20 protein-coding genes are annotated in these 16,617 nt (G+C 72.0%); 7 read left to right on the plus strand and 13 right to left on the minus strand.

The window, feature by feature from the left end; translation table 11 throughout:
- Window positions 1-39: 39 nt before the first annotated feature.
- Window positions 40-690, minus strand: coding sequence for a transglycosylase family protein (locus tag ACIGDI_RS23790; RefSeq protein WP_399899917.1), 651 nt, complete (start codon window positions 688-690; stop codon window positions 40-42).
- 511 nt (window positions 691-1,201) lie between these two features.
- On the opposite strand from ACIGDI_RS23790, the gene ACIGDI_RS23795 reads away from it, so the two are divergent.
- Both ACIGDI_RS23795 and ACIGDI_RS23800 read left to right on the plus strand, forming a co-directional pair.
- Entirely contained in the window at window positions 1,202-1,984 is a 783-nt protein-coding gene (locus ACIGDI_RS23795) for a hypothetical protein (protein ID WP_200702023.1), read from the plus strand.
- A gap of 55 nt (window positions 1,985-2,039) precedes the next feature.
- Complete coding sequence (locus ACIGDI_RS23800) at window positions 2,040-2,432, plus strand: hypothetical protein (protein WP_399899920.1); 393 nt, start codon at window positions 2,040-2,042, stop codon at window positions 2,430-2,432.
- Between the two features lie 56 nt (window positions 2,433-2,488).
- Here ACIGDI_RS23800 and der read toward each other — a convergent pair whose 3' ends face one another.
- The 5 genes from der to aroH form a co-directional block, all read right to left on the minus strand.
- A complete protein-coding gene (gene der, locus ACIGDI_RS23805; protein WP_200702025.1) occupies window positions 2,489-3,970 on the minus strand; it encodes a ribosome biogenesis GTPase Der in 1,482 nt (493 codons plus the stop codon).
- A 184-nt stretch (window positions 3,971-4,154) separates the two neighbouring features.
- A complete protein-coding gene (locus ACIGDI_RS23810; RefSeq protein WP_399899923.1) occupies window positions 4,155-4,808 on the minus strand; it encodes a lysophospholipid acyltransferase family protein in 654 nt (217 codons plus the stop codon).
- Window positions 4,805-5,491 (minus strand): (d)CMP kinase, encoded by a 687-nt coding sequence (gene cmk / locus ACIGDI_RS23815; protein WP_200702027.1) that lies wholly within the window; start codon window positions 5,489-5,491, stop codon window positions 4,805-4,807. The genes ACIGDI_RS23810 and cmk overlap by 4 nt, the downstream gene beginning before the upstream one ends.
- Window positions 5,492-5,601: 110 nt before the next feature.
- Window positions 5,602-6,687: a prephenate dehydrogenase gene (locus ACIGDI_RS23820; protein ID WP_399899927.1), complete on the minus strand. Its 1,086-nt coding sequence runs from the start codon at window positions 6,685-6,687 to the stop codon at window positions 5,602-5,604.
- Window positions 6,684-7,052, minus strand: a complete 369-nt coding sequence (aroH, locus tag ACIGDI_RS23825; RefSeq protein ID WP_399899930.1) for a chorismate mutase — start codon at window positions 7,050-7,052, stop codon at window positions 6,684-6,686. Before aroH ends, ACIGDI_RS23820 begins: the two co-directional genes overlap by 4 nt.
- A 226-nt stretch (window positions 7,053-7,278) precedes the next feature.
- Between aroH and ACIGDI_RS23830 the strand changes: the two genes are divergently transcribed.
- Genes ACIGDI_RS23830 through ACIGDI_RS23845 form a run of 4 tightly spaced genes read left to right on the plus strand, consistent with a single transcriptional unit; the run spans window position 7,279 to window position 9,721 of the window.
- Window positions 7,279-7,935 carry a hypothetical protein gene (locus ACIGDI_RS23830; protein ID WP_399899933.1) on the plus strand — a complete coding sequence of 219 codons (657 nt, stop codon included), beginning with the start codon at window positions 7,279-7,281 and terminating at the stop codon, window positions 7,933-7,935.
- Between the two features lie 34 nt (window positions 7,936-7,969).
- Window positions 7,970-8,554 carry a DUF6529 family protein gene (locus ACIGDI_RS23835; RefSeq protein ID WP_200702031.1) on the plus strand — a complete coding sequence of 195 codons (585 nt, stop codon included), beginning with the start codon at window positions 7,970-7,972 and terminating at the stop codon, window positions 8,552-8,554.
- Window positions 8,551-8,961: a Rieske (2Fe-2S) protein gene (locus tag ACIGDI_RS23840; protein WP_399899936.1), complete on the plus strand. Its 411-nt coding sequence runs from the start codon at window positions 8,551-8,553 to the stop codon at window positions 8,959-8,961. Before ACIGDI_RS23835 ends, ACIGDI_RS23840 begins: the two co-directional genes overlap by 4 nt.
- Window positions 8,962-8,983: 22 nt before the next feature.
- Window positions 8,984-9,721, plus strand: coding sequence for a DNA polymerase beta superfamily protein (locus ACIGDI_RS23845; protein WP_399899939.1), 738 nt, complete (start codon window positions 8,984-8,986; stop codon window positions 9,719-9,721).
- On the opposite strand, the gene ACIGDI_RS23850 is transcribed toward ACIGDI_RS23845, so the two are convergent.
- Genes ACIGDI_RS23850 through ACIGDI_RS23860 form a run of 3 tightly spaced genes read right to left on the minus strand, consistent with a single transcriptional unit; the run spans window position 9,653 to window position 12,141 of the window.
- Window positions 9,653-10,402: a DNA polymerase beta superfamily protein gene (locus ACIGDI_RS23850; protein WP_399899942.1), complete on the minus strand. Its 750-nt coding sequence runs from the start codon at window positions 10,400-10,402 to the stop codon at window positions 9,653-9,655. The genes ACIGDI_RS23845 and ACIGDI_RS23850 overlap by 69 nt on opposite strands.
- 3 nt (window positions 10,403-10,405) lie before the next feature.
- Window positions 10,406-11,428 carry an ADP-ribosylglycohydrolase family protein gene (locus tag ACIGDI_RS23855; protein WP_399899945.1) on the minus strand — a complete coding sequence of 341 codons (1,023 nt, stop codon included), beginning with the start codon at window positions 11,426-11,428 and terminating at the stop codon, window positions 10,406-10,408.
- A complete protein-coding gene (locus ACIGDI_RS23860; protein ID WP_399899948.1) occupies window positions 11,425-12,141 on the minus strand; it encodes an NUDIX hydrolase in 717 nt (238 codons plus the stop codon). Before ACIGDI_RS23860 ends, ACIGDI_RS23855 begins: the two co-directional genes overlap by 4 nt.
- An 82-nt stretch (window positions 12,142-12,223) precedes the next feature.
- Here ACIGDI_RS23860 and ACIGDI_RS23865 point away from each other — a divergent pair, with 82 nt between their 5' ends.
- On the plus strand, window positions 12,224-13,099 hold the full coding sequence (locus tag ACIGDI_RS23865; RefSeq protein ID WP_399899951.1) for a DUF72 domain-containing protein: 876 nt from the start codon (window positions 12,224-12,226) through the stop codon (window positions 13,097-13,099).
- Here the strand turns inward: ACIGDI_RS23865 and ACIGDI_RS23870 are convergent, their stop codons facing one another.
- The 4 genes from ACIGDI_RS23870 to ACIGDI_RS23885 all read right to left on the minus strand — a co-directional run bounded on the left by ACIGDI_RS23870 (window position 13,100) and on the right by ACIGDI_RS23885 (window position 16,613).
- Window positions 13,100-13,657 carry a TIGR03086 family metal-binding protein gene (locus tag ACIGDI_RS23870; protein ID WP_399899954.1) on the minus strand — a complete coding sequence of 186 codons (558 nt, stop codon included), beginning with the start codon at window positions 13,655-13,657 and terminating at the stop codon, window positions 13,100-13,102.
- Window positions 13,658-13,753: 96 nt separating this feature from the next.
- Window positions 13,754-14,878, minus strand: a complete 1,125-nt coding sequence (locus tag ACIGDI_RS23875) for a pseudouridine synthase (RefSeq protein WP_200702039.1) — start codon at window positions 14,876-14,878, stop codon at window positions 13,754-13,756.
- A complete protein-coding gene (gene scpB, locus ACIGDI_RS23880) occupies window positions 14,878-15,531 on the minus strand; it encodes an SMC-Scp complex subunit ScpB (protein WP_399899958.1) in 654 nt (217 codons plus the stop codon). Before scpB ends, ACIGDI_RS23875 begins: the two co-directional genes overlap by 1 nt.
- On the minus strand, window positions 15,528-16,613 hold the full coding sequence (locus ACIGDI_RS23885; RefSeq protein ID WP_399899961.1) for a segregation and condensation protein A: 1,086 nt from the start codon (window positions 16,611-16,613) through the stop codon (window positions 15,528-15,530). The genes scpB and ACIGDI_RS23885 overlap by 4 nt, the downstream gene beginning before the upstream one ends.
- Window positions 16,614-16,617 lie beyond the last annotated feature (4 nt).

Below are 16,617 nucleotides of genomic sequence, written 5' to 3' on the forward strand. Positions count from 1 at the left end.
GACGACCGGGCGGGGCCCCAGGGCGTGGCCGGGAGCGTCTCAGACGACGAGCCGCTGCCCGGGCAGGATCACGTCGGGATCACCGCCGATGACGGCCTTGTTGGCGGCGTACAGGCGCTGCCAGGTGGTCCCGTGCCGGGCGGCGATCTTGCTCAGGGTGTCGCCCTCACGGACGGTGTAGTCGCCGCGGGAGGCGCTGCGGTTGGTGTGCCCCGAAGAACGCGTCGGCGCCTTCTTCGACGGGGCCGCCTTGGTGGACTTGGTGGTCTCGGCGGACTTCGTCGTCGCCGAGGCGGAGGAGGCCGGGGCGCTTCCGGACGCGCCGGCCCGTCCCGAACAGACCGGCCAGGCGCCCCAGCCCTGCGCGTGCTGGACCTTGGTGGCCACGGCGATCTGCGCTTCCCTGGAGGCCTTGTCGGCGGTCGGGGCGTAGGCCGAGCCGCCGTACGCGCGCCAGGTGCCGGCGGAGAACTGGAGCCCGCCGTAGTAGCCGTTGCCGGTGTTGATGTGCCAGTTGCCGCCGCTCTCGCACTGGGCGATGCGGTCCCAGACTCCGCCGTCGGCCGCGGCAGCGTTGCCGGACGCGGCCAGCAGTCCCAGCGGGGCGGCGAGCAGGGCGGCCCCGGCGAGGGCCACCGTCGTACGCGTCTTGCGACCGTTGTGGCGGTTGGTATCGGCACACTCGGACATGTAATTCCCTCTCCCGACACCCGGGGTCCCCCAGGACGGGGCGCGCTCGCGGCACTTGGGCCGGTCGCCACGCTCCGCCCCGTCCACCGTGTTCGTACCGGCCTTGCTTGGCCGGCCGGTGCGATCGGCGGACGTTCCCGAGCGGTGCTCGTTGCACACGGCCGAGGAATCTAAAGAGCCTGTCGAGGCGTCAGCAACCAACTCCTCGTCATTCCAGGCCAGTTAACTGTTACCGCGGGTATCGGCGAATTCCGGTCACCCACTTCATTCGCTGATTTCAGGATTTGTCGACCAGCGACTCCTTTGATCTGTGACTCACTTCACGCAACCAACTCTCTTGTACTTCCGAGCATTTGACCATGAGTGACCAATTCCGCACGAGTGGTGACCATGCGCGTCGGACGGATTGATTCCCTTCGCCCTGGAGCGTGACTCTCGCCACAGATCGCCCGTTGTCTTCTTCATGAGCCCGGGACCCGCCCGGTTCACAACTTCCCGAGGGGAGCCACCCGTGCCGCGCATGCTCGATGTCAGCGACGAGGTACGCGCCGAGATCGGCGACGAAGAGGCCGACCGGCTGCTCGCCGGCGAGAACGCCCCCGGCAGTTACGACTGCACGTCCTGCCGCACCCCGGGCGACTCCGAACAGGAGCGCACCAGCACCGTCCTGTTCATCGGCGACGAGACCGCGGTCCTTGCCTTCGCCCACGCCACCTGCCTGCCCTCGCAGGTCGTCCAGGTCACCGAGGAGCAGCTCCAGGGCGCCGTGAGGTCCATCTCCGGCGACACGGTCGACCTGGACCCCGACAAGGTCGCACCCGAGCAGGCCGTCCTCGGCGTGACCAGCGGACTCGTGCTGATCGCCGGGGAGTTGCACCCGGCGCTGGTGGTCGAGCCGACGGGGCCCATCGTCCGTCCGGGCGCGACCGGGCTCGGGGACGACTTCCTGCCGCTGCTGATCGAGCAGGGGTTCATGCCGCTGACGCAGATCACCGAGGTGCCCCCCGTGCTGCACGGCTGGTCGGTGCTGCTCGCCGTGGGCCAGCTGCACGCCGTACTGCAGCCGAACGCCAACGGCGGTCAGCCGGTGGCCTGGTGGCAGGCGCACCAGCCGCTGCAGGTCACGGAGAGCTGGCGGGCCGCCGCGAACAAGCACCAGCAGGTGCTGATGTTCGCCGCGCCGGTGGGGTCGATCGGGCGGCAGCCCCGCGAGGACCTGCTCCGGGACGCGCTGGACAAGGCGGCGGCGAACGGGAAGCTGGTCGCCGCGGCCATGCCGCTCGCGGGCACCTGAGCGCGCCCGCCCGGGGAGACCGCATCCCAAGTGGCCTGAGGTCGTTTGGACATACGTGCACACCTACGACGTTCCTCGCCGCTCGTCCCACCAGCCGCTCCCGCCCACGCGGTGGTCGGCTCCGGACTTCCCGGGCGGCCCCTCGGCCACGCCGATCTACGACGCGCTCTACGCGGAGTACGTCAAGTCCTTCCGCACACTGCCGGGTGACCGCAGCGGCGAGGAGGAGCTGGGCTTCACCGCCTTCGGGAACATCCCGCACAGCTCCGGGGGGTACACCGCGCACCGCCCGGGGTCGTTCAGCAGCTCGTACGGCGCGTACAGCGCGGGGGCCCACAGTGCCCGGCAGCAGTCGCAGTGGCAGCGGGTCGGGCACATCGGCCAGCAGGGCACGGGGATGCACCATGTGCCGGCGGCCCTGCCACCGGGCCCGCTGAGAAGAAGCTGAGGAACACGGAAAGGGCGGCCCCGGTCGGGGCCGCCCTTTCCGCTTGCCGGTCGGCGCTATTTCTTCTTGTTGCCGCGCTTCTCGCGCACGCGCACCGAGATATGGATCGGCGTTCCCTCGAAGCCGAACTCCTCGCGCAGCCGGCGCTCGATGAAGCGCCGGTAGCCCGCCTCGATGAAGCCGGAGGCGAAGAGCACGAACCGCGGGGGCTTGGTGCCGGCCTGGGTGCCGAAGAGGATGCGGGGCTGCTTGCCGCCGCGGATCGGGTGCGGGTGGGCGGCGACCAGCTCGCCGAGGAAGGCGTTGAGCCGGCCCGTCGGGACCCGGGTCTCCCAGCCCGCCAGGGCGGTCTCGATCGCCGGGACCAGCTTCTCCATGTGCCGCCCGGTGCGCGCCGAGACGTTCACCCGCGGCGCCCATGCGACCTGGCCGAACTCGGTCTCGATCTCCCGCTCCAGGTAGTAGCGGCGCTCCTCGTCGAGGGTGTCCCACTTGTTGTAGGCGATGACCATCGCGCGGCCCGCCTCGACGGCCATGGTCACGATCCGCTGGTCCTGCACCGAGATGGACTCGGAGGCATCGATCAGGATGACCGCCACCTCGGCCTTCTCGACGGCGGCCGCGGTGCGCAGCGAGGCGTAGTAGTCGGCGCCCTGCTGCAGGTGGACGCGCTTGCGGATGCCCGCCGTGTCGACGAACTTCCAGGTGACGCCGCCGAGTTCGATGAGCTCGTCGACCGGGTCGCGGGTGGTGCCCGCGATTTCGTTGACGACGACGCGCTCCTCGCCCGCCACCTTGTTCAGCAGGGAGGACTTGCCGACGTTCGGGCGGCCGATGAGCGCGATGCGCCGCGGTCCGCCGATCCCCGTGCCGCCGAAGGTCTGCTCGGGCGCCTCCGGCAGGGCCTCGAGGACGGCGTCCAGCATGTCGCCCGTGCCGCGGCCGTGCAGGGCCGAGACGGGGTGCGGCTCGCCGAGGCCGAGGGACCACAGGTACGCGGCGTCCGCCTCGCCGCTGGGCCCGTCCACCTTGTTGGCGCACAGCACCACGGGCTTGCCGGCCTTGCGCAGCAGCCGTACGACCGCCTCGTCGGTGTCGGTGGCGCCGACCTTGGCGTCGACGACGAAGACGACGGCGTCCGCCGCCTCGATGGCGTACTCGGCCTGGGCGGCCACGGAGGCGTCGATGCCGAGGACGTCCTGTTCCCAGCCGCCGGTGTCGACGACCTTGAAGCGGCGGCCCGCCCACTCGGCCTCGTAGGTGACGCGGTCGCGGGTGACGCCCGGCTTGTCCTCGACGACGGCCTCGCGGCGGCCGATGATGCGGTTGACCAGAGTCGACTTGCCGACGTTCGGTCGGCCGACGACGGCGAGCACCGGCAGCGGGCCGTGACCGGCCGCCTCGATGGCCCCCTCGACATCCTCGAGGTCGAAGCCCTCTTCCGCGGCGAGCTCCATGAACTCCGCGTACTCGGCGTCGCCAAGCTCTCCGTGGTCGTGCTCTTCGGCAGAGCCCTCGGAGTGGATGTGGTCGTTCATGAAGTCCGTACCTCGTTCATCGTGGTGATCGGTGGACCGCCCGGTTGTGCCCGGTTTGATCCACTACTAAGTGTCGTCCACCGCCTACCCGGCGGATCAGGCCGGCGTCGCGGGGCCTGACACGCCGCTCGGCTCGGCCCAGAAGCACCGTACCTTGCGGCCGGCCTGCTCCGCCGGACAGGCGCTAGCGCCCGGTCAGGCGCCTGGCGTTTTCCAGGTGGGCGGTGAGCTGCTTCTGGATGCGTTCGGTCGCCTCGTCGAGCGCCTTGCGGGTGCGTCGTCCGGAGCCGTCGCCCGCCTCGAAGGGGTCGCCGAAGACGACGTCGATACGGCTGCGCAGCGGAGGCAGCCCCTTTATCAACCGTCCGCCGCGCCCGGAACTTCCCAGCACCGCGACCGGCACCACCGGGGCGCCGCTGCGGACGGCGAAGTAGGCGAGCCCGGCGCGCAGGGAGGCGAAGTCGCCCTCGCCGCGGGTGCCCTCGGGGAAGATGCCGAGGACCCCGCCGGCCGACAGCACGTCCAGCGCCTGCGTGATCGCCCCGCGGTCGGCGACCGAGCGGTCGACCTTCAGCTGGCCGATCCCGGTCAGGAAGGGGTCCAGCGGCCCGATGAACGCCTCCTTCTTGATCAGGAAGTGCGTCGGCCGGGGCGCCACGCCCATGACCATCGGGCCGTCGATGTTGTGCGAGTGGTTCACGGCGAGGATCGCCGGGCCGCTGGCGGGCACCCTCCAGGCGCCCAGCACGCGCGGCCTCCACAGCCCGTACATCAGGCCGACGCCGATCCGGCGCCCGACCTCGGCGCCGCGCTCGGAGGCGACGGGGACGGCGGTCACTTTCCGGCCCGCTTCTCCTCGACGAGGGTCACGACGCACTCGATGACCTGCTGGAGGGTGAGCTCGGTGGTGTCGACCTCGACCGCGTCGTCCGCCTTGGCGAGCGGCGAGGTCTTGCGGGAGGAGTCGGCCGCGTCCCGCTTGATCAGGGCCTCGCGGGTGGCGTGCACGTCGGCGCCCTTGAGCTCGCCGCTGCGGCGGGCCGCGCGGGCCTCCGGGGATGCGGTGAGGAAGATCTTCAGGTCGGCGTCCGGCAGCACGGTCGTACCGATGTCCCGGCCCTCGACGACGATGCCGTACTCGGCGGCGGCGGCCACCGAGCGCTGCAGCTCGGTGATCCGGGCGCGCACCTCGGGCACCGCGCTGACCGCGCTGACCTGGGAGGTGATCTCCTGGGTGCGGATCGGGGCGGCCACGTCGGTGCCGTCGACCGTGATCGTGGGGTGGGCCGGGTCGGTGCCGGAGACGATCTCGGGCTTGCCCGCCACGGCGGCGATCGCGGAGGGGTCGTCGATGTCGATCCCGTTGGTGACCATCCACCAGGTGATCGCCCGGTACTGGGCGCCGGTGTCCAGGTAGCTCAGGCCGAGCTGTGCGGCGACGGCCTTCGACGTGCTCGACTTGCCCGTGCCGGAGGGACCGTCGATGGCGACGATCACGGGCTTGGCGGCGCCGTTTTCCACAGGGGGACACCTTCCTGGTGCGTGTGGCGGGTGGTGTTCGGGCGCGAGCGCGCCCCGCACAAGGTTACCGGCCTCCCGGGTCCCCTCTTACAGGCGGATGATCGGGAAGATCACTGCCGGATGGCCCAGCCCCGCTCCCGCAGCGCCGCCGTCAGCACGGGCGCCGCCTGCGGCTCGACCATCAGCTGCACCAGACCGGCCTGCTGCCCGGTGGCGTGCTCGATGCGTACGTCCTCGATGTTGACGCCGGCCCGTCCGGCGTCGGCGAAGATGCGGGCCAGCTGGCCCGGCTGGTCGTCGATGAGGACCGCCACGACCTCGTACGCGCGCGGGGCCGAGCCGTGCTTGCCCGGGACCCGGACCTGCCCGGCGTTCCCGCGCCGCAGGATGTCCTCGATGCCGGACGTGCCCTCCTGCCGCTTGTCCTCGTCGGAGGACTGCAGGGCACGCAGCGCCCGCACGGTCTCGTCGAGGTCCGCGGCGACGTCCGAGAGGAGGTCGGCGACCGGCCCGGGGTTGGCGGAGAGGATGTCGATCCACATGCCGGGCTCGGAGGCGGCGATCCGGGTCACGTCCCGGATTCCCTGCCCGCACAGCCGTACGGCGGCCTCCTCGGCGTTCTGCAGGCGCGCGGCGACCATGCTGGAGACCAGGTGGGGCATGTGGGAGACGAGCGCCACGGCACGGTCGTGGGCGTCGGCGTCCATGACCACCGGCACGGCGCGGCAGTGCGAGACCAGTTCCAGGGCGAGGTTGAGCACCTCGGTGTCGGTGTCCCGGGTGGGCGTGAGCACCCAGGGGCGGCCCTCGAAGAGGTCGCCGGTGGCGGCGAGCGGGCCGGACTTCTCACGGCCGGACATGGGGTGCGTGCCGATGTAGGACGCCAGGTCCAGGCCCAGCGCCTCCAGCTCCCTGCGCGGGCCGCCCTTGACGCTGGCCACGTCGATGTAACCGCGGGCCACGCCCCGGCGCATGGCGTCGGCCAGCACCGTCGCCACGTGCGCGGGAGGGGCGGCGACGATCGCGAGGTCGACCGGCCCGTCGGGCGCCTCGTCGGTGCCGGCGCCGAGCGCGGCGGCGGTGCGGGCCTGCTCGGGGTCGTGGTCGGCGAGGTGGACGACGACGCCCCGCTGGGACAGGGCGAGCGCGGCGGAGGTGCCGATGAGGCCGGTGCCGATGACGAGTGCGGTTCTCACTGGGCGATGTCCTTGCGCAGGGCGGCCGCGGCGCCGAGGTAGACGTGGTTGATCTCGGCGCGGGGCTTGTCGGTCTCGATGTGCGCGAGTATGCGGACGACCCGGGGCAGGGCGCCCTGGATGTCGAGTTCCTGGGCGCACAGCAGCGGTACGTCGCCGAGGCCGATGCCGAGCTTGCGGGCCGCGGCCGCGGGGAAGTCGCTGTGCAGGTCGGGCGTGGCCGTGAACCAGATGCTGATCAGGTCCTCGGCGGTCAGGCCGTTCCGTTCCAGGAGGGCCGTGAGCAGGGCGCCGACCTGCTCGTCCATGTGTCCGGCCTCGTCCCGTTCCAGTTGGACGGCTCCCCGGACCGCTCGTACCGCCACGGCGCTGCTCCTTGCTCACGTATCGGCTCTACGACCGTCCAGCCTAGTCAGCCCCCGCCGTGGTGGCCCTCGCCGCCCGCCCGCTGAGACGGCCCGGCGATCCACGGCGATGTCACCCGATTGTCTCTGTTCTGCCACTTCGGGCGTGAACACCCCGTGCGCCTCTTTACGCCGCACCCGCCGGTCCGCTCTGATGACAGGAAACTCGCCTCGGGGGAGGCCCGTCATGAAGCGTCCTGGACCACTGCTGACCTTGCTCGCGGGAGTGCTGCTCGCCGCTTTCATCCTCACGCTCGACTCGACGACCGGCACGAAGAGCGCCTCGTCCACGTACGAGAAGTCGTCGCCCCGGAAGCCGTCACCGTCCGCGGCTCCCACGACGGCCGGGCCGTCGCCGTCCCCGAAGCGGTCCGCCGCGCCGGCCGGCGTCTACACCGGTCGTACCGACGACGACTCCTCCGCCGTCGCCGTCTCGCTGCGCGGCGGCAAGGCGATCGCGTACTTCTGCGACGGCCACAACATCGAGTCGTGGCTCAAGGGCGAGGTAGGAGGTGCCGGCGGCATGCGGCTGACCGGCGCGAACGGCGCCCGGCTGAACGGCACCCTCAAGGGCGCCGGGAAGCTGACCGGCACGGCCGACGTCGGCGGCGGGCACTACACCTTCACCCTCGCCAGGGCGAAGAAGCCGTCCGGGCTCTACCGGGCGAACAGCCAGGTGGCCGGCGCCAGGATCGTCGGCGGCTGGATCGTCCTGCCGAGCGGCCGGCAGGTCGGTCTGGTCACCCGCGACGGAAAGCCCTCGGCCGCCCCCGCCATCGATCCGCTCACCGGTGCGGTGACGGTCGACGGACAGCAGCTCACGGCCCGTCCCGTAACGCCCTGATCCTCCGCCCGCCTCTCCTGCCATGGGAGCCGACATGACCGTCGACCCGAACGCCGCCACCCAGAGCTTCCCGCCGCCGGAGCCGGCCCGCCGCGCCCCGGGCCCGGCCCGCTACCTCGTCCCGGCCCTGGTCGCGGCCGCGGTGGCGGTCGCCCTCGGGGTGTACGGCAGGACCCACGACCCGAGCGGCATCGCCTTCAACCTGGCCGGGTTCAGCAGCACGGGCGCGGTGAAGTCCTGGCTGGCCTCGACGGCGTTCTTCTTCGCGCTCGTCCAGCTGGTCAGCGCCTTCATGGTGTACGGGAAGCTGCCCGGACCGCGCTGGTCGGCGACGCTGCACCGCTGGTCGGGGCGGATCGCGTTCCTGGTGGCCGTCCCGGTCGCCGTGCACTGCCTCTACGCGCTGGGCTACCAGACGTACTCGACACGCGTGATGTGGCACTCCCTCCTGGGTTGCTTCTTCTTCGGTGCCTTCAGTGCCAAGATGCTGCTGCTCCGCTCGGAGCGGCTGCCCGCCCCGCTCCTGCCGCTCGTCGGCGGCCTGGTCTTCACCGCCCTCACCCTCATCTGGCTGACGTCCGCCTTCTGGTTCTTCCGCACGTTCGGAGTGACGACATGACCCACCGCTCGACTCGGCGCACGGTGATCCTCGCGACGGGCGCGGCGGCGCTCGCCGCGGGCTGCAGCAAGTACGGCGACGGCAGCGGCTCCGGGTCGTCGTCGGCGAAGGCCTCCGCCGGCCAGGAGCTGGCGAAGACCTCCGACATCCCGGTCGGCGGCGGGAAGATCTTCGACCAGCAGAAGGTCGTGGTCACCCAGCCGAAGAAGGACGAGTTCAAGGCCTTCTCGGCGATCTGCACCCATCTCGGCTGCACGGTCAGCGCGGTGGCGGACGGCACGATCAACTGCCCCTGCCACGGCAGCAAGTACCGCATCGCCGACGGCTCGGTGGCCGGCGGTCCCGCGCCAAAGCCGCTGCCCGCCGAGCAGATCGAGGTGAAGGGAAATTCGATCCGGCTGGCGTGAGGTGCCGCGTACGCTCCCGTCCATGCACCCCGAGACCCTGGTACGCGACCACACGATCTACGCCTGCGTGATGGGTTCGCGCGCCTTCGGTCTGGCGACGGACGGAAGCGACACCGACCGCCGGGGCGTGTTCCTCGCCCCCACTCCCCTGTTCTGGCGCTTCGAGAAACCGCCGACGCACGTCGAGGGGCCCGCGGAGGAGCAGTTCAGCTGGGAACTGGAGCGCTTCTGCGAACTCGCCCTGCGCGCCAACCCGAACATCCTGGAGTGCCTGCACTCCCCGCTCGTCGAGTACGCCGACGACACCGGCCGCGAACTCCTCGCCCTGCGCGGGGCGTTCCTCTCCCGCCGCACCCACGAGACGTTCGCCCGCTACGCGCTGGGCCAGCGCAAGAAGCTGGAGGCGGACGTCCGCGCCCACGGCGCCCCGCGCTGGAAGCACGCCATGCACCTGCTGCGCCTGCTGACGAGCTCCCGCGACCTGCTGCGCACGGGCACCCTGACCATCGACGTCGGCGACCTGCGTGAGCCCCTGCTGGCCGTCAAGCGCGGCGAGGTCCCCTGGGCCGAGGTGGAGTCCTGGATGGGCCGCCTGGCGGACGAGGCGGACGCGGCGGCCCTGCGCAGCCCGCTGCCGGAGGAGCCGGACCGGCGGCGGGTGGAGGACTTCCTCGTCCGCGTCCGCCGTGCCTCAGCCCTCCAGCCGGATCCGTACGACGAAGTCGTGCAGGGCGTCGTACGCGGTCGGGGCGTCGGGTAGCGACGTGGCCCGCTGCGCCTCGTCCAGCACGGCGTGCAGCCGCTCCACATCGGCCCGTACGCGCGCGTGGTCGACGTCGGCGTCCCCGTGCTCCCGCTGCGCCTTCGCCTCGATCAGCTCCGGCAGGTAGGCGGGGGCGTCCACCTCGCCGAGCAGGGTGGGCAGATGGGCCTGCACCTCGCCGCTGCGCATCAGGTGCACGCCGGTCAGCAGCACCCGGAACGTGTAGAGCAGCGGCTTGAGTTCGCCGGTCTTCTCGAACAGCCGCCACTGCGTGGTGGCGAATCCCCGGTAGTGGTGGGCGTGATGGCCGGTGAGCACGCCCGGCGCGAGCGCGGCCAGCTCCCGGTGCGCGTCGCCGGTGTGGACGACCAGCGGCGACAGCAGCTGCTCCAGCACATAGCCGTTGCGCCGGAGCATCAGCCGGACGAACTTGCGCAGGTCGTGGGTGACGAGGTCCATCTCGACACCGTCCCGGTCCCACATCCTGGACCGGGTCTCCGCCGGCTCCCGCAGCCCCACCAGCGCCGCCGTGGGCAGCAGGTGCACACCGCGCAGGTCCACGTCCGAGTCACGGGAGGGGAAGCCGTACAGGTGCGCGCCGGAGACGGTGGCGAACAGCACGGGGTCGGGCTGCTCGGCCACCACCGGCGTCAGGTCGATGTCCAGGGTGTCGATCACCGCTCAAGCGTCCCAGAGGGCGCCGAGGGTCATCAGGTCGCCCCGGTACTCGATGCGGTCCGCCCACTCCGTCGGCCAGGCGCCGGCGCCCAGGTACGCGCCGGCGAAGGCGCCCGTGAGGCAGGCGATGGAGTCCGAGTCGCCGGAGGTGCAGGCGGCCCGCCGTATCGCCGTCACCGGCTCGTCGACGAACAGCAGGAAGCACAACAGGCCGGTGGCGAGGGCCTCTTCGGCGATCCAGCCGGCGCCGGTGGCCAGGCACGGGTCGGTCTCCGGCGAGACGGTGCGCACGGCGTCCTGGAGGCGGCCGAGGGCTTCCAGGCACTCGTCCCAGCCGCGGGCGATGAACTCCTCGGGGCTCGCGTCCTGCCCGCGCCGCCACAGGTCGCCGAGCCAGCGCTGGTGGTAGCGGCCGCGGTTCTCCAGCGCGTACGACCGCAGCAGTCCGACGAGTCCGGTGGGCTCGGCGCCCTGGGCGAGCAGGCGTACGGCACGGGCGGTGAGGTCGGAGGCGGCGAGCGCCGTCGGATGCCCGTGGGTGAGCGCGGACTGCAACTGAGCCGCGCCCGCGCGCTGTTCGTCGCTCAGGTTGGGCACCAGTCCGATCGGCGCGACCCGCATGTTGGCGCCGCAGCCCTTGGAGCCGATCTGGCTGGCGTCCTGCCAGGCGCGGTTCTCGTCCTTGAGCAGGTTGCAGGCCCGCAGACAGGTGTTGCCGGGTGCCCGGTTGTTCTCCGGCGACTGGTACCAGTTAACGAACTCCTCGCGCAGCGGCCGCTCCAGCAGCTTCGGCGCGAGCACTCCGCGGTCCATGGCCGTCCGCAGGGCCCGCCCGAGCGCCAGCGTCATCTGCGTGTCGTCGGTGACGATCGCGGGCGTCGGCAGCGGCATCGACCGCCACGGCCCGCACTTGGCGAGGATCGCCGGGACGTCGTTGAACTCGGTGGGAAAGCCGAGCGCGTCGCCGAGGGCGAGCCCGGTCAACGCCCCGGTGGCGGCGCGCTTGTCGACGATGGTTGCGGTCATGCGGGGCGTCCTTCCCGGGACGGTCGGAGGAGGGGCGGAGAGAGGCTGGTGGCCGGTCCCCCGCGGTAGAGGGCGGCGGGTTTGCCGCGCCCTCCGGTCAGGCGCGCGGCGCCCGGGACGGGCTCGACGAAGCCCGGTGTGGCGAGCACCTTGCGGCGGAAGTTGGCCCGGTCGAGTTCGGTGCCCCAGACCGTCTCGTAGACCTGCCGCAGCTCGCCCAGGGTGAACTCGGGCGGGCAGAAGGCGGTGGCGAGGCAGGTGTACTCGAGTTTGGCGCCGACGCGGTCGCGGGCGTCGGCGAGGATGCGGTCGTGGTCGAAGGCGAGCGGCAGTGCCATGTCACATTCCACCCACCGCGCGTCCGCCGCGTCGCTGCCCCCGTGCGGCTCCGGCGCGTTCGGCAGCAGCGCCGTGAAGGCGACGGACACGACCCGCATACGGGGATCGCGGTCGGGCTCGCTGTAGGTCCGCAGCTGCTCCAGGTGCAGTCCGGTGACGTCCTGCAGGCCGGTCTCCTCGGCGAGTTCGCGCCCGGCGGCCGTCTCGGCGGACTCGTCCGGCTCGACGAAGCCTCCGGGCAGCGCCCAGTGGCCGGCGAACGGGTCCTGTCCGCGCTCGACGAGCAGGACGTGCAGGGCGCCGTCGCGGATGGTCAGAACGGCGAGGTCGACGGTGACGGCGAAGGGTTCGTAGGCGTACTTGTCGTACTCCATGCCCCCACCCCCTTAATAGTCACTTCGACTATAAACACGGGGGCGGGGCTTTCACAAGCCCTCCCGGGGTAACCGGCACGTCATGGGCGAGATCCTGGTGGGCACTTGTTCGTGGACGGACCGCGCGCTGGTGGGCAGCGGCTGGTATCCGACGGGGCGCAGGGACCCGGAGGGGCGGCTGCGGTACTACGCCGAGCGGTTCCCGGTCGTCGAGGTCGACTCGACGTACTACGGACTGCCGAGCGCCCGCAACAGCCGGCTGTGGGCCGAACGGACCCCGGACGGCTTCGTCTTCGACGTGAAGGCCTTCTCACTGCTCACCGGGCACCCGGCCCGTGAATCGGCCATGCCGGACGGGATTCCCGCGAGACCGCACGACGCGAAGGTGCTCGACGAGGTGTGGGCACGCTTCACCGAGGGGATCGAGCCGCTGCGGGAGGCCGGGCGGCTGGGCAGCGTGCTGTTCCAGCTGCCGCCGTGGTTCCGGCCCGGCCGGCGGGCGGGGCAGTTCCTGGAGGAGTGCGCCGAGCGGACCGCCGGGTGGCCGCTCGCCGTGGAGTTCCGGCACCCCGGATGGTGGCGCGAGGAGTGGGCGGAGGCGACCTGCGCCCTGCTCGCCCGCTACGGCATGACGGCGGTGGCCGTCGACATGAACCGGACGCTGCCGTCGTCCGTTCCGCCGGTCACCCCGGTGACCTCGCCGCGGCTGTCCGTCGTCCGGTTCCACGGGCGCAGTCCCGCGTGGGGTTCGGGCAGCAAGGAGGACCGCTTCCGGCACGACTACGACGAGGACGAACTCACCGAGTGGCTCCCGCGGTTACGCGACCTCGCCGCCCGCGTCGACCGGCTCCACGTCCTGTTCAACAACTGCTGCGGCACCGCGTCCGTCCGGGCCGCCGAGCTGATGCGGCGCCTGCTCGACGGCGCGGACCGGGCGGGATCGGACAGCGGCGGCTGATCAGCGGCCGCGCCCCAGAAAGGCCAGCAGCCGGTCGCCGGGCTCCGCGTGCGGGGGCACGGCGACCGGCGCGGCGAACCGGACACCGCGGTCCTCGGCCGCGACCACGCACCGCGCCAGGGGCAGCAGTTCGGCCGCCAGCGCACCCGGCACGGGCCGGGGCAGCCCGCAGGACCGCGCCACGTCCCACCCGTGCACGGTGATCTCGACGGCGCCCACCGCGGCCATCACCCGCACGTCCAGCGGCACTTCGCCCACCAGCACCCGCTCCCCCGGCCCGGCCGCCCAGGCGCCCAGCACGGCACACGCGCGCGTGCGGAACGCGCACGCGAGATCACCGGCCGCCGGCGCCGCGGGCGACAGCCCGATCCGGCCGCCCGTCAGCCCTTCGTACAGCGCGTCCAGTGAGTCGTCGAGATGCCCGAGCAGCTCCCCGAGTGCCCACTCGGCGCACGGCGTGGCCCGCTCCAGGCTCCCGGGCGGCACCGCGGCGACGCTCCCCAGCGCGTAGGCGAGCGAACGCTCCAGCAGTGCACCGCAGTCCGTCGTCATGGTCATGGCGCTCCCTCCGTCTCCCTACAGACCGGCGGGGGCGCCAAAACGAATCGGCCGGCCCGGACGAATCCGGAACCGGCCGAGACCCGCGGGGCGGGATCAGAGATCGACTTCCTTCATCAGCATGCCGACCTCGGTGTTGGACAGCCGGCGCAGCCAGCCCGACTTCTGGTCGCCCAGGGTGATCGGACCGAAGGAGGTGCGCACCAGCTTCTCGACCGGGAAGCCGGCCTCGGCGAGCATGCGGCGCACGATGTGCTTGCGGCCCTCGTGCAGGGTCACCTCGACCAGGTAGTTCTTGCCGGTCTGCTCGACGACCCGGAAGTGGTCCGCGCGCGCGTAGCCGTCCTCCAGCTGGATGCCGTCCTTGAGCTTCTTGCCCAGGTCACGCGGGATCGGGCCCACGATGGCGGCGAGATAGGTCTTCTTCACGCCGTACTTGGGGTGGGTCAGCCGGTGCGCCAGCTCGCCGTGGTTGGTGAGCAGGATGACGCCCTCGGTCTCGGTGTCGAGCCGCCCCACGTGGAACAGCCGGGTCTCCCGGTTGGTGACGTAGTCCCCGAGGCACTGGCGGCCCTCCGGGTCCTCCATCGTGGAGACGACGCCGGCGGGCTTGTTCAGCGAGAAGAACTGGTACGACTGCGTCGCGACCGTCAGGCCGTCGACCTTGACCTCGTCCTTCTCGGGGTCGACCCGCTTGCCCTGCTCCAGGACGATCTCGCCGTTGACCTCGACGCGCGCCTGCTCGATCAGCTCCTCACAGGCACGCCGGGAACCGTAGCCCGCGCGCGCGAGGACCTTCTGCAGCCGCTCGCCCTCCTGCTCGGCGCCCGGGAAGGTCTTGGGCAGCTTCACGTCCTTCTTGCCGGCGTACCGCTCCCGGTTGCGCTCCTCGGCGCGCGCCTCGTACTCGCGGGAGCTGCCCGGGGCCGTACGGCCGCGCCCGCCCTGCTGGGACTGCCTGGGGCCGCCCTTGGCGCCGCCGCGGGCCGAACCGCCGCGACCCGACTTCGGGCCGTCCTGGGTGGCGCCGGGGCCCACGTCGTAGCGCCGCTCCTCCGGGCGCGGCTTCTTCGGCCGGCCGGCCCCCTGCTTGTCGTCACGGGAGTTGCCGGCGCCGCGGTAGTTACCGCGGCCACCGCTGCTCCCGCCGCGGCCGCCGCTGTTGCCACCACGGCTCCCGCCGTTGTTTCCGCTGCTGTTCCTGCCGCTGCTGCTTCGCATCAAAGTTCCGTCTTGTCGTCTGCGTCCTCGGAATCCGGAGCGTCCGGATCGAACGACGGGACCCCTTCCAGCGTCTCGGCCTCGATCGCCTCCGCCTCCGGGAGGAAGGGCGCGAGTTCCGGGAGCTCGTCCAGACCGCGCAGGCCCATCCGCTCCAGGAAGTAGTTCGTCGTCCTGTACAGGATCGCACCTGTTTCGGGTTCCGTGCCCGCCTCCTCGACCAGACCCCGCTGCAGCAGCGTGCGCATGACCCCGTCGCAGTTGACCCCGCGCACGGCCGAGACGCGGCTGCGGCTCACCGGCTGGCGGTAGGCGACGACGGCGAGGGTCTCGAGGGCCGCCTGGGTCAGGCGTGCCGTCTGGCCGTCCAGGACGAGGCGCTCGACGGCCGCCGCGTACTCGGGGCGGGTGTAGAAGCGCCAGCCGCCGGCGACGAACCGCAGCTCGAAGCCGCGGCCCTGCACGGTGTAGTCGTCGGCCAGCTCCCGCAGGGCGCTCGCGATCTGCCGCCTGGGCCGCTCCAGGATCTTCGCCAGGTGCTCCTCGGTCGCGGGCTCGTCCACGACCATCAGAACGGCCTCCAGGGCGGGCTTGAGGTCGAGGTCGGCGACGGAACGCAGCCCGGCCGGGAGTCCGGTGGTGTCCTCGCTCACGTCTTGTCCTCCTTGGGCGGCTCGGGCGGTCGGTCGAACTCGTCGGTCACCATCGGCTGGGTCTCCCCCTCGCCGCCGGTCCACCGCACGAGCAGCTCCCCGAGGGCCGTCTCCTGCTCCAGGGCCACGGCCTTCTCCCGGTACAGCTCCAGCAGCGCCAGGAACCTCGCCACGACGGTGAGCGTGTCGTCGGTGTCCTCGACCAGGGCCCGGAAGCTGGCCTCGCCGAGTTCCCGCAGCCGCGCCACCACGATCCCGGCCTGCTCCTGCACGCTGACCAGCGGCGCGTGGATGTGGTCGACGTACACCTGCGGCTTGGGCCTGGGCTGCATCGCCTTGACCGCGAGTCTGGCGAAGCCCTCCGGGCCGATGCTGATGACGACCTCGGGCAGCAGCTCGGCGTGCTGCGGTTCGAGGCCGACGGTACGGGGGTAGCGCCGGGCCTCGTCGTCCAGCCGGGCGCTGAAGATGTCGGCGATCTGCTTGTACGCCCGGTACTGCAGCAGCCGCGCGAACAGCAGGTCCCGCGCCTCCAGCAGCGCCAGGTCGGCCTCGTCCTCCACCTCTGCGGACGGCAGCAGCCGGGCGGCCTTGAGGTCGAGCAGGGTCGCGGCGACGACCAGGAACTCGGTCGTCTCGTCCAGGCTCCAGTCCGGCCCCATGGCCCGGATGTGCGCCATGAACTCGTCGGTGACCTTGGACAGCGCGACCTCGGTGACATCCAGCTTGTGCTTGGAGATCAGCTGGAGCAGCAGGTCGAAGGGCCCCTCGAAGTTGGCGAGCCGCACCTTGAAGACACCGTCGCCGGGTTCCTGGGGTTCGGCGGGCTCGGAGTGCGCCTCCGGCTCCGCTTCCGGCTCCGCCACCGCCAGCTCGACGACGGGCGGCTCCTCGACAGCCGGTGCCTCGCTCAGCGGCTCCTCGACAGCCGATTCCATGCCGGCCGGTGCCTCGCTCGGCGGCTCCACGACCGCCGGCTCCACGACCGCCGGTGGCTCCGCGGGTGCGGCCCCCGGTCCCCGCCCCAGCGCACGCCGACGGCCGGCGCCGGCGCCGGGGCTGGGAACGTCGTTCGAGGTCATGGCC

This window comes from Streptomyces sp. NPDC085900, assembly GCF_044540925.1.
GTDB classification, from domain to species: Bacteria; Actinomycetota; Actinomycetes; order Streptomycetales; family Streptomycetaceae; genus Streptomyces; species Streptomyces gilvifuscus.

Bases quoted from the DNA above. Each gene is read 5' to 3' on its own strand.
- ACIGDI_RS23790 (WP_399899917.1), bottom strand. From the start codon at position 690: ATGTCCGAGTGTGCCGATACCAACCGCCACAACGGTCGCAAGACGCGT.
- der (WP_200702025.1), bottom strand. From the start codon at position 3,970: ATGAACGACCACATCCACTCCGAGGGCTCTGCCGAAGAGCACGACCAC.
- ACIGDI_RS23830 (WP_399899933.1), top strand. From the start codon at position 7,279: ATGAAGCGTCCTGGACCACTGCTGACCTTGCTCGCGGGAGTGCTGCTC.
- ACIGDI_RS23835 (WP_200702031.1), top strand. From the start codon at position 7,970: ATGACCGTCGACCCGAACGCCGCCACCCAGAGCTTCCCGCCGCCGGAG.
- ACIGDI_RS23840 (WP_399899936.1), top strand. From the start codon at position 8,551: ATGACCCACCGCTCGACTCGGCGCACGGTGATCCTCGCGACGGGCGCG.
- ACIGDI_RS23845 (WP_399899939.1), top strand. From the start codon at position 8,984: ATGCACCCCGAGACCCTGGTACGCGACCACACGATCTACGCCTGCGTG.
- ACIGDI_RS23855 (WP_399899945.1), bottom strand. From the start codon at position 11,428: ATGACCGCAACCATCGTCGACAAGCGCGCCGCCACCGGGGCGTTGACC.
- ACIGDI_RS23860 (WP_399899948.1), bottom strand. From the start codon at position 12,141: ATGGAGTACGACAAGTACGCCTACGAACCCTTCGCCGTCACCGTCGAC.
- ACIGDI_RS23865 (WP_399899951.1), top strand. From the start codon at position 12,224: ATGGGCGAGATCCTGGTGGGCACTTGTTCGTGGACGGACCGCGCGCTG.
- ACIGDI_RS23870 (WP_399899954.1), bottom strand. From the start codon at position 13,657: ATGACCATGACGACGGACTGCGGTGCACTGCTGGAGCGTTCGCTCGCC.
- ACIGDI_RS23875 (WP_200702039.1), bottom strand. From the start codon at position 14,878: ATGCGAAGCAGCAGCGGCAGGAACAGCAGCGGAAACAACGGCGGGAGC.
- ACIGDI_RS23885 (WP_399899961.1), bottom strand. From the start codon at position 16,613: ATGACCTCGAACGACGTTCCCAGCCCCGGCGCCGGCGCCGGCCGTCGG.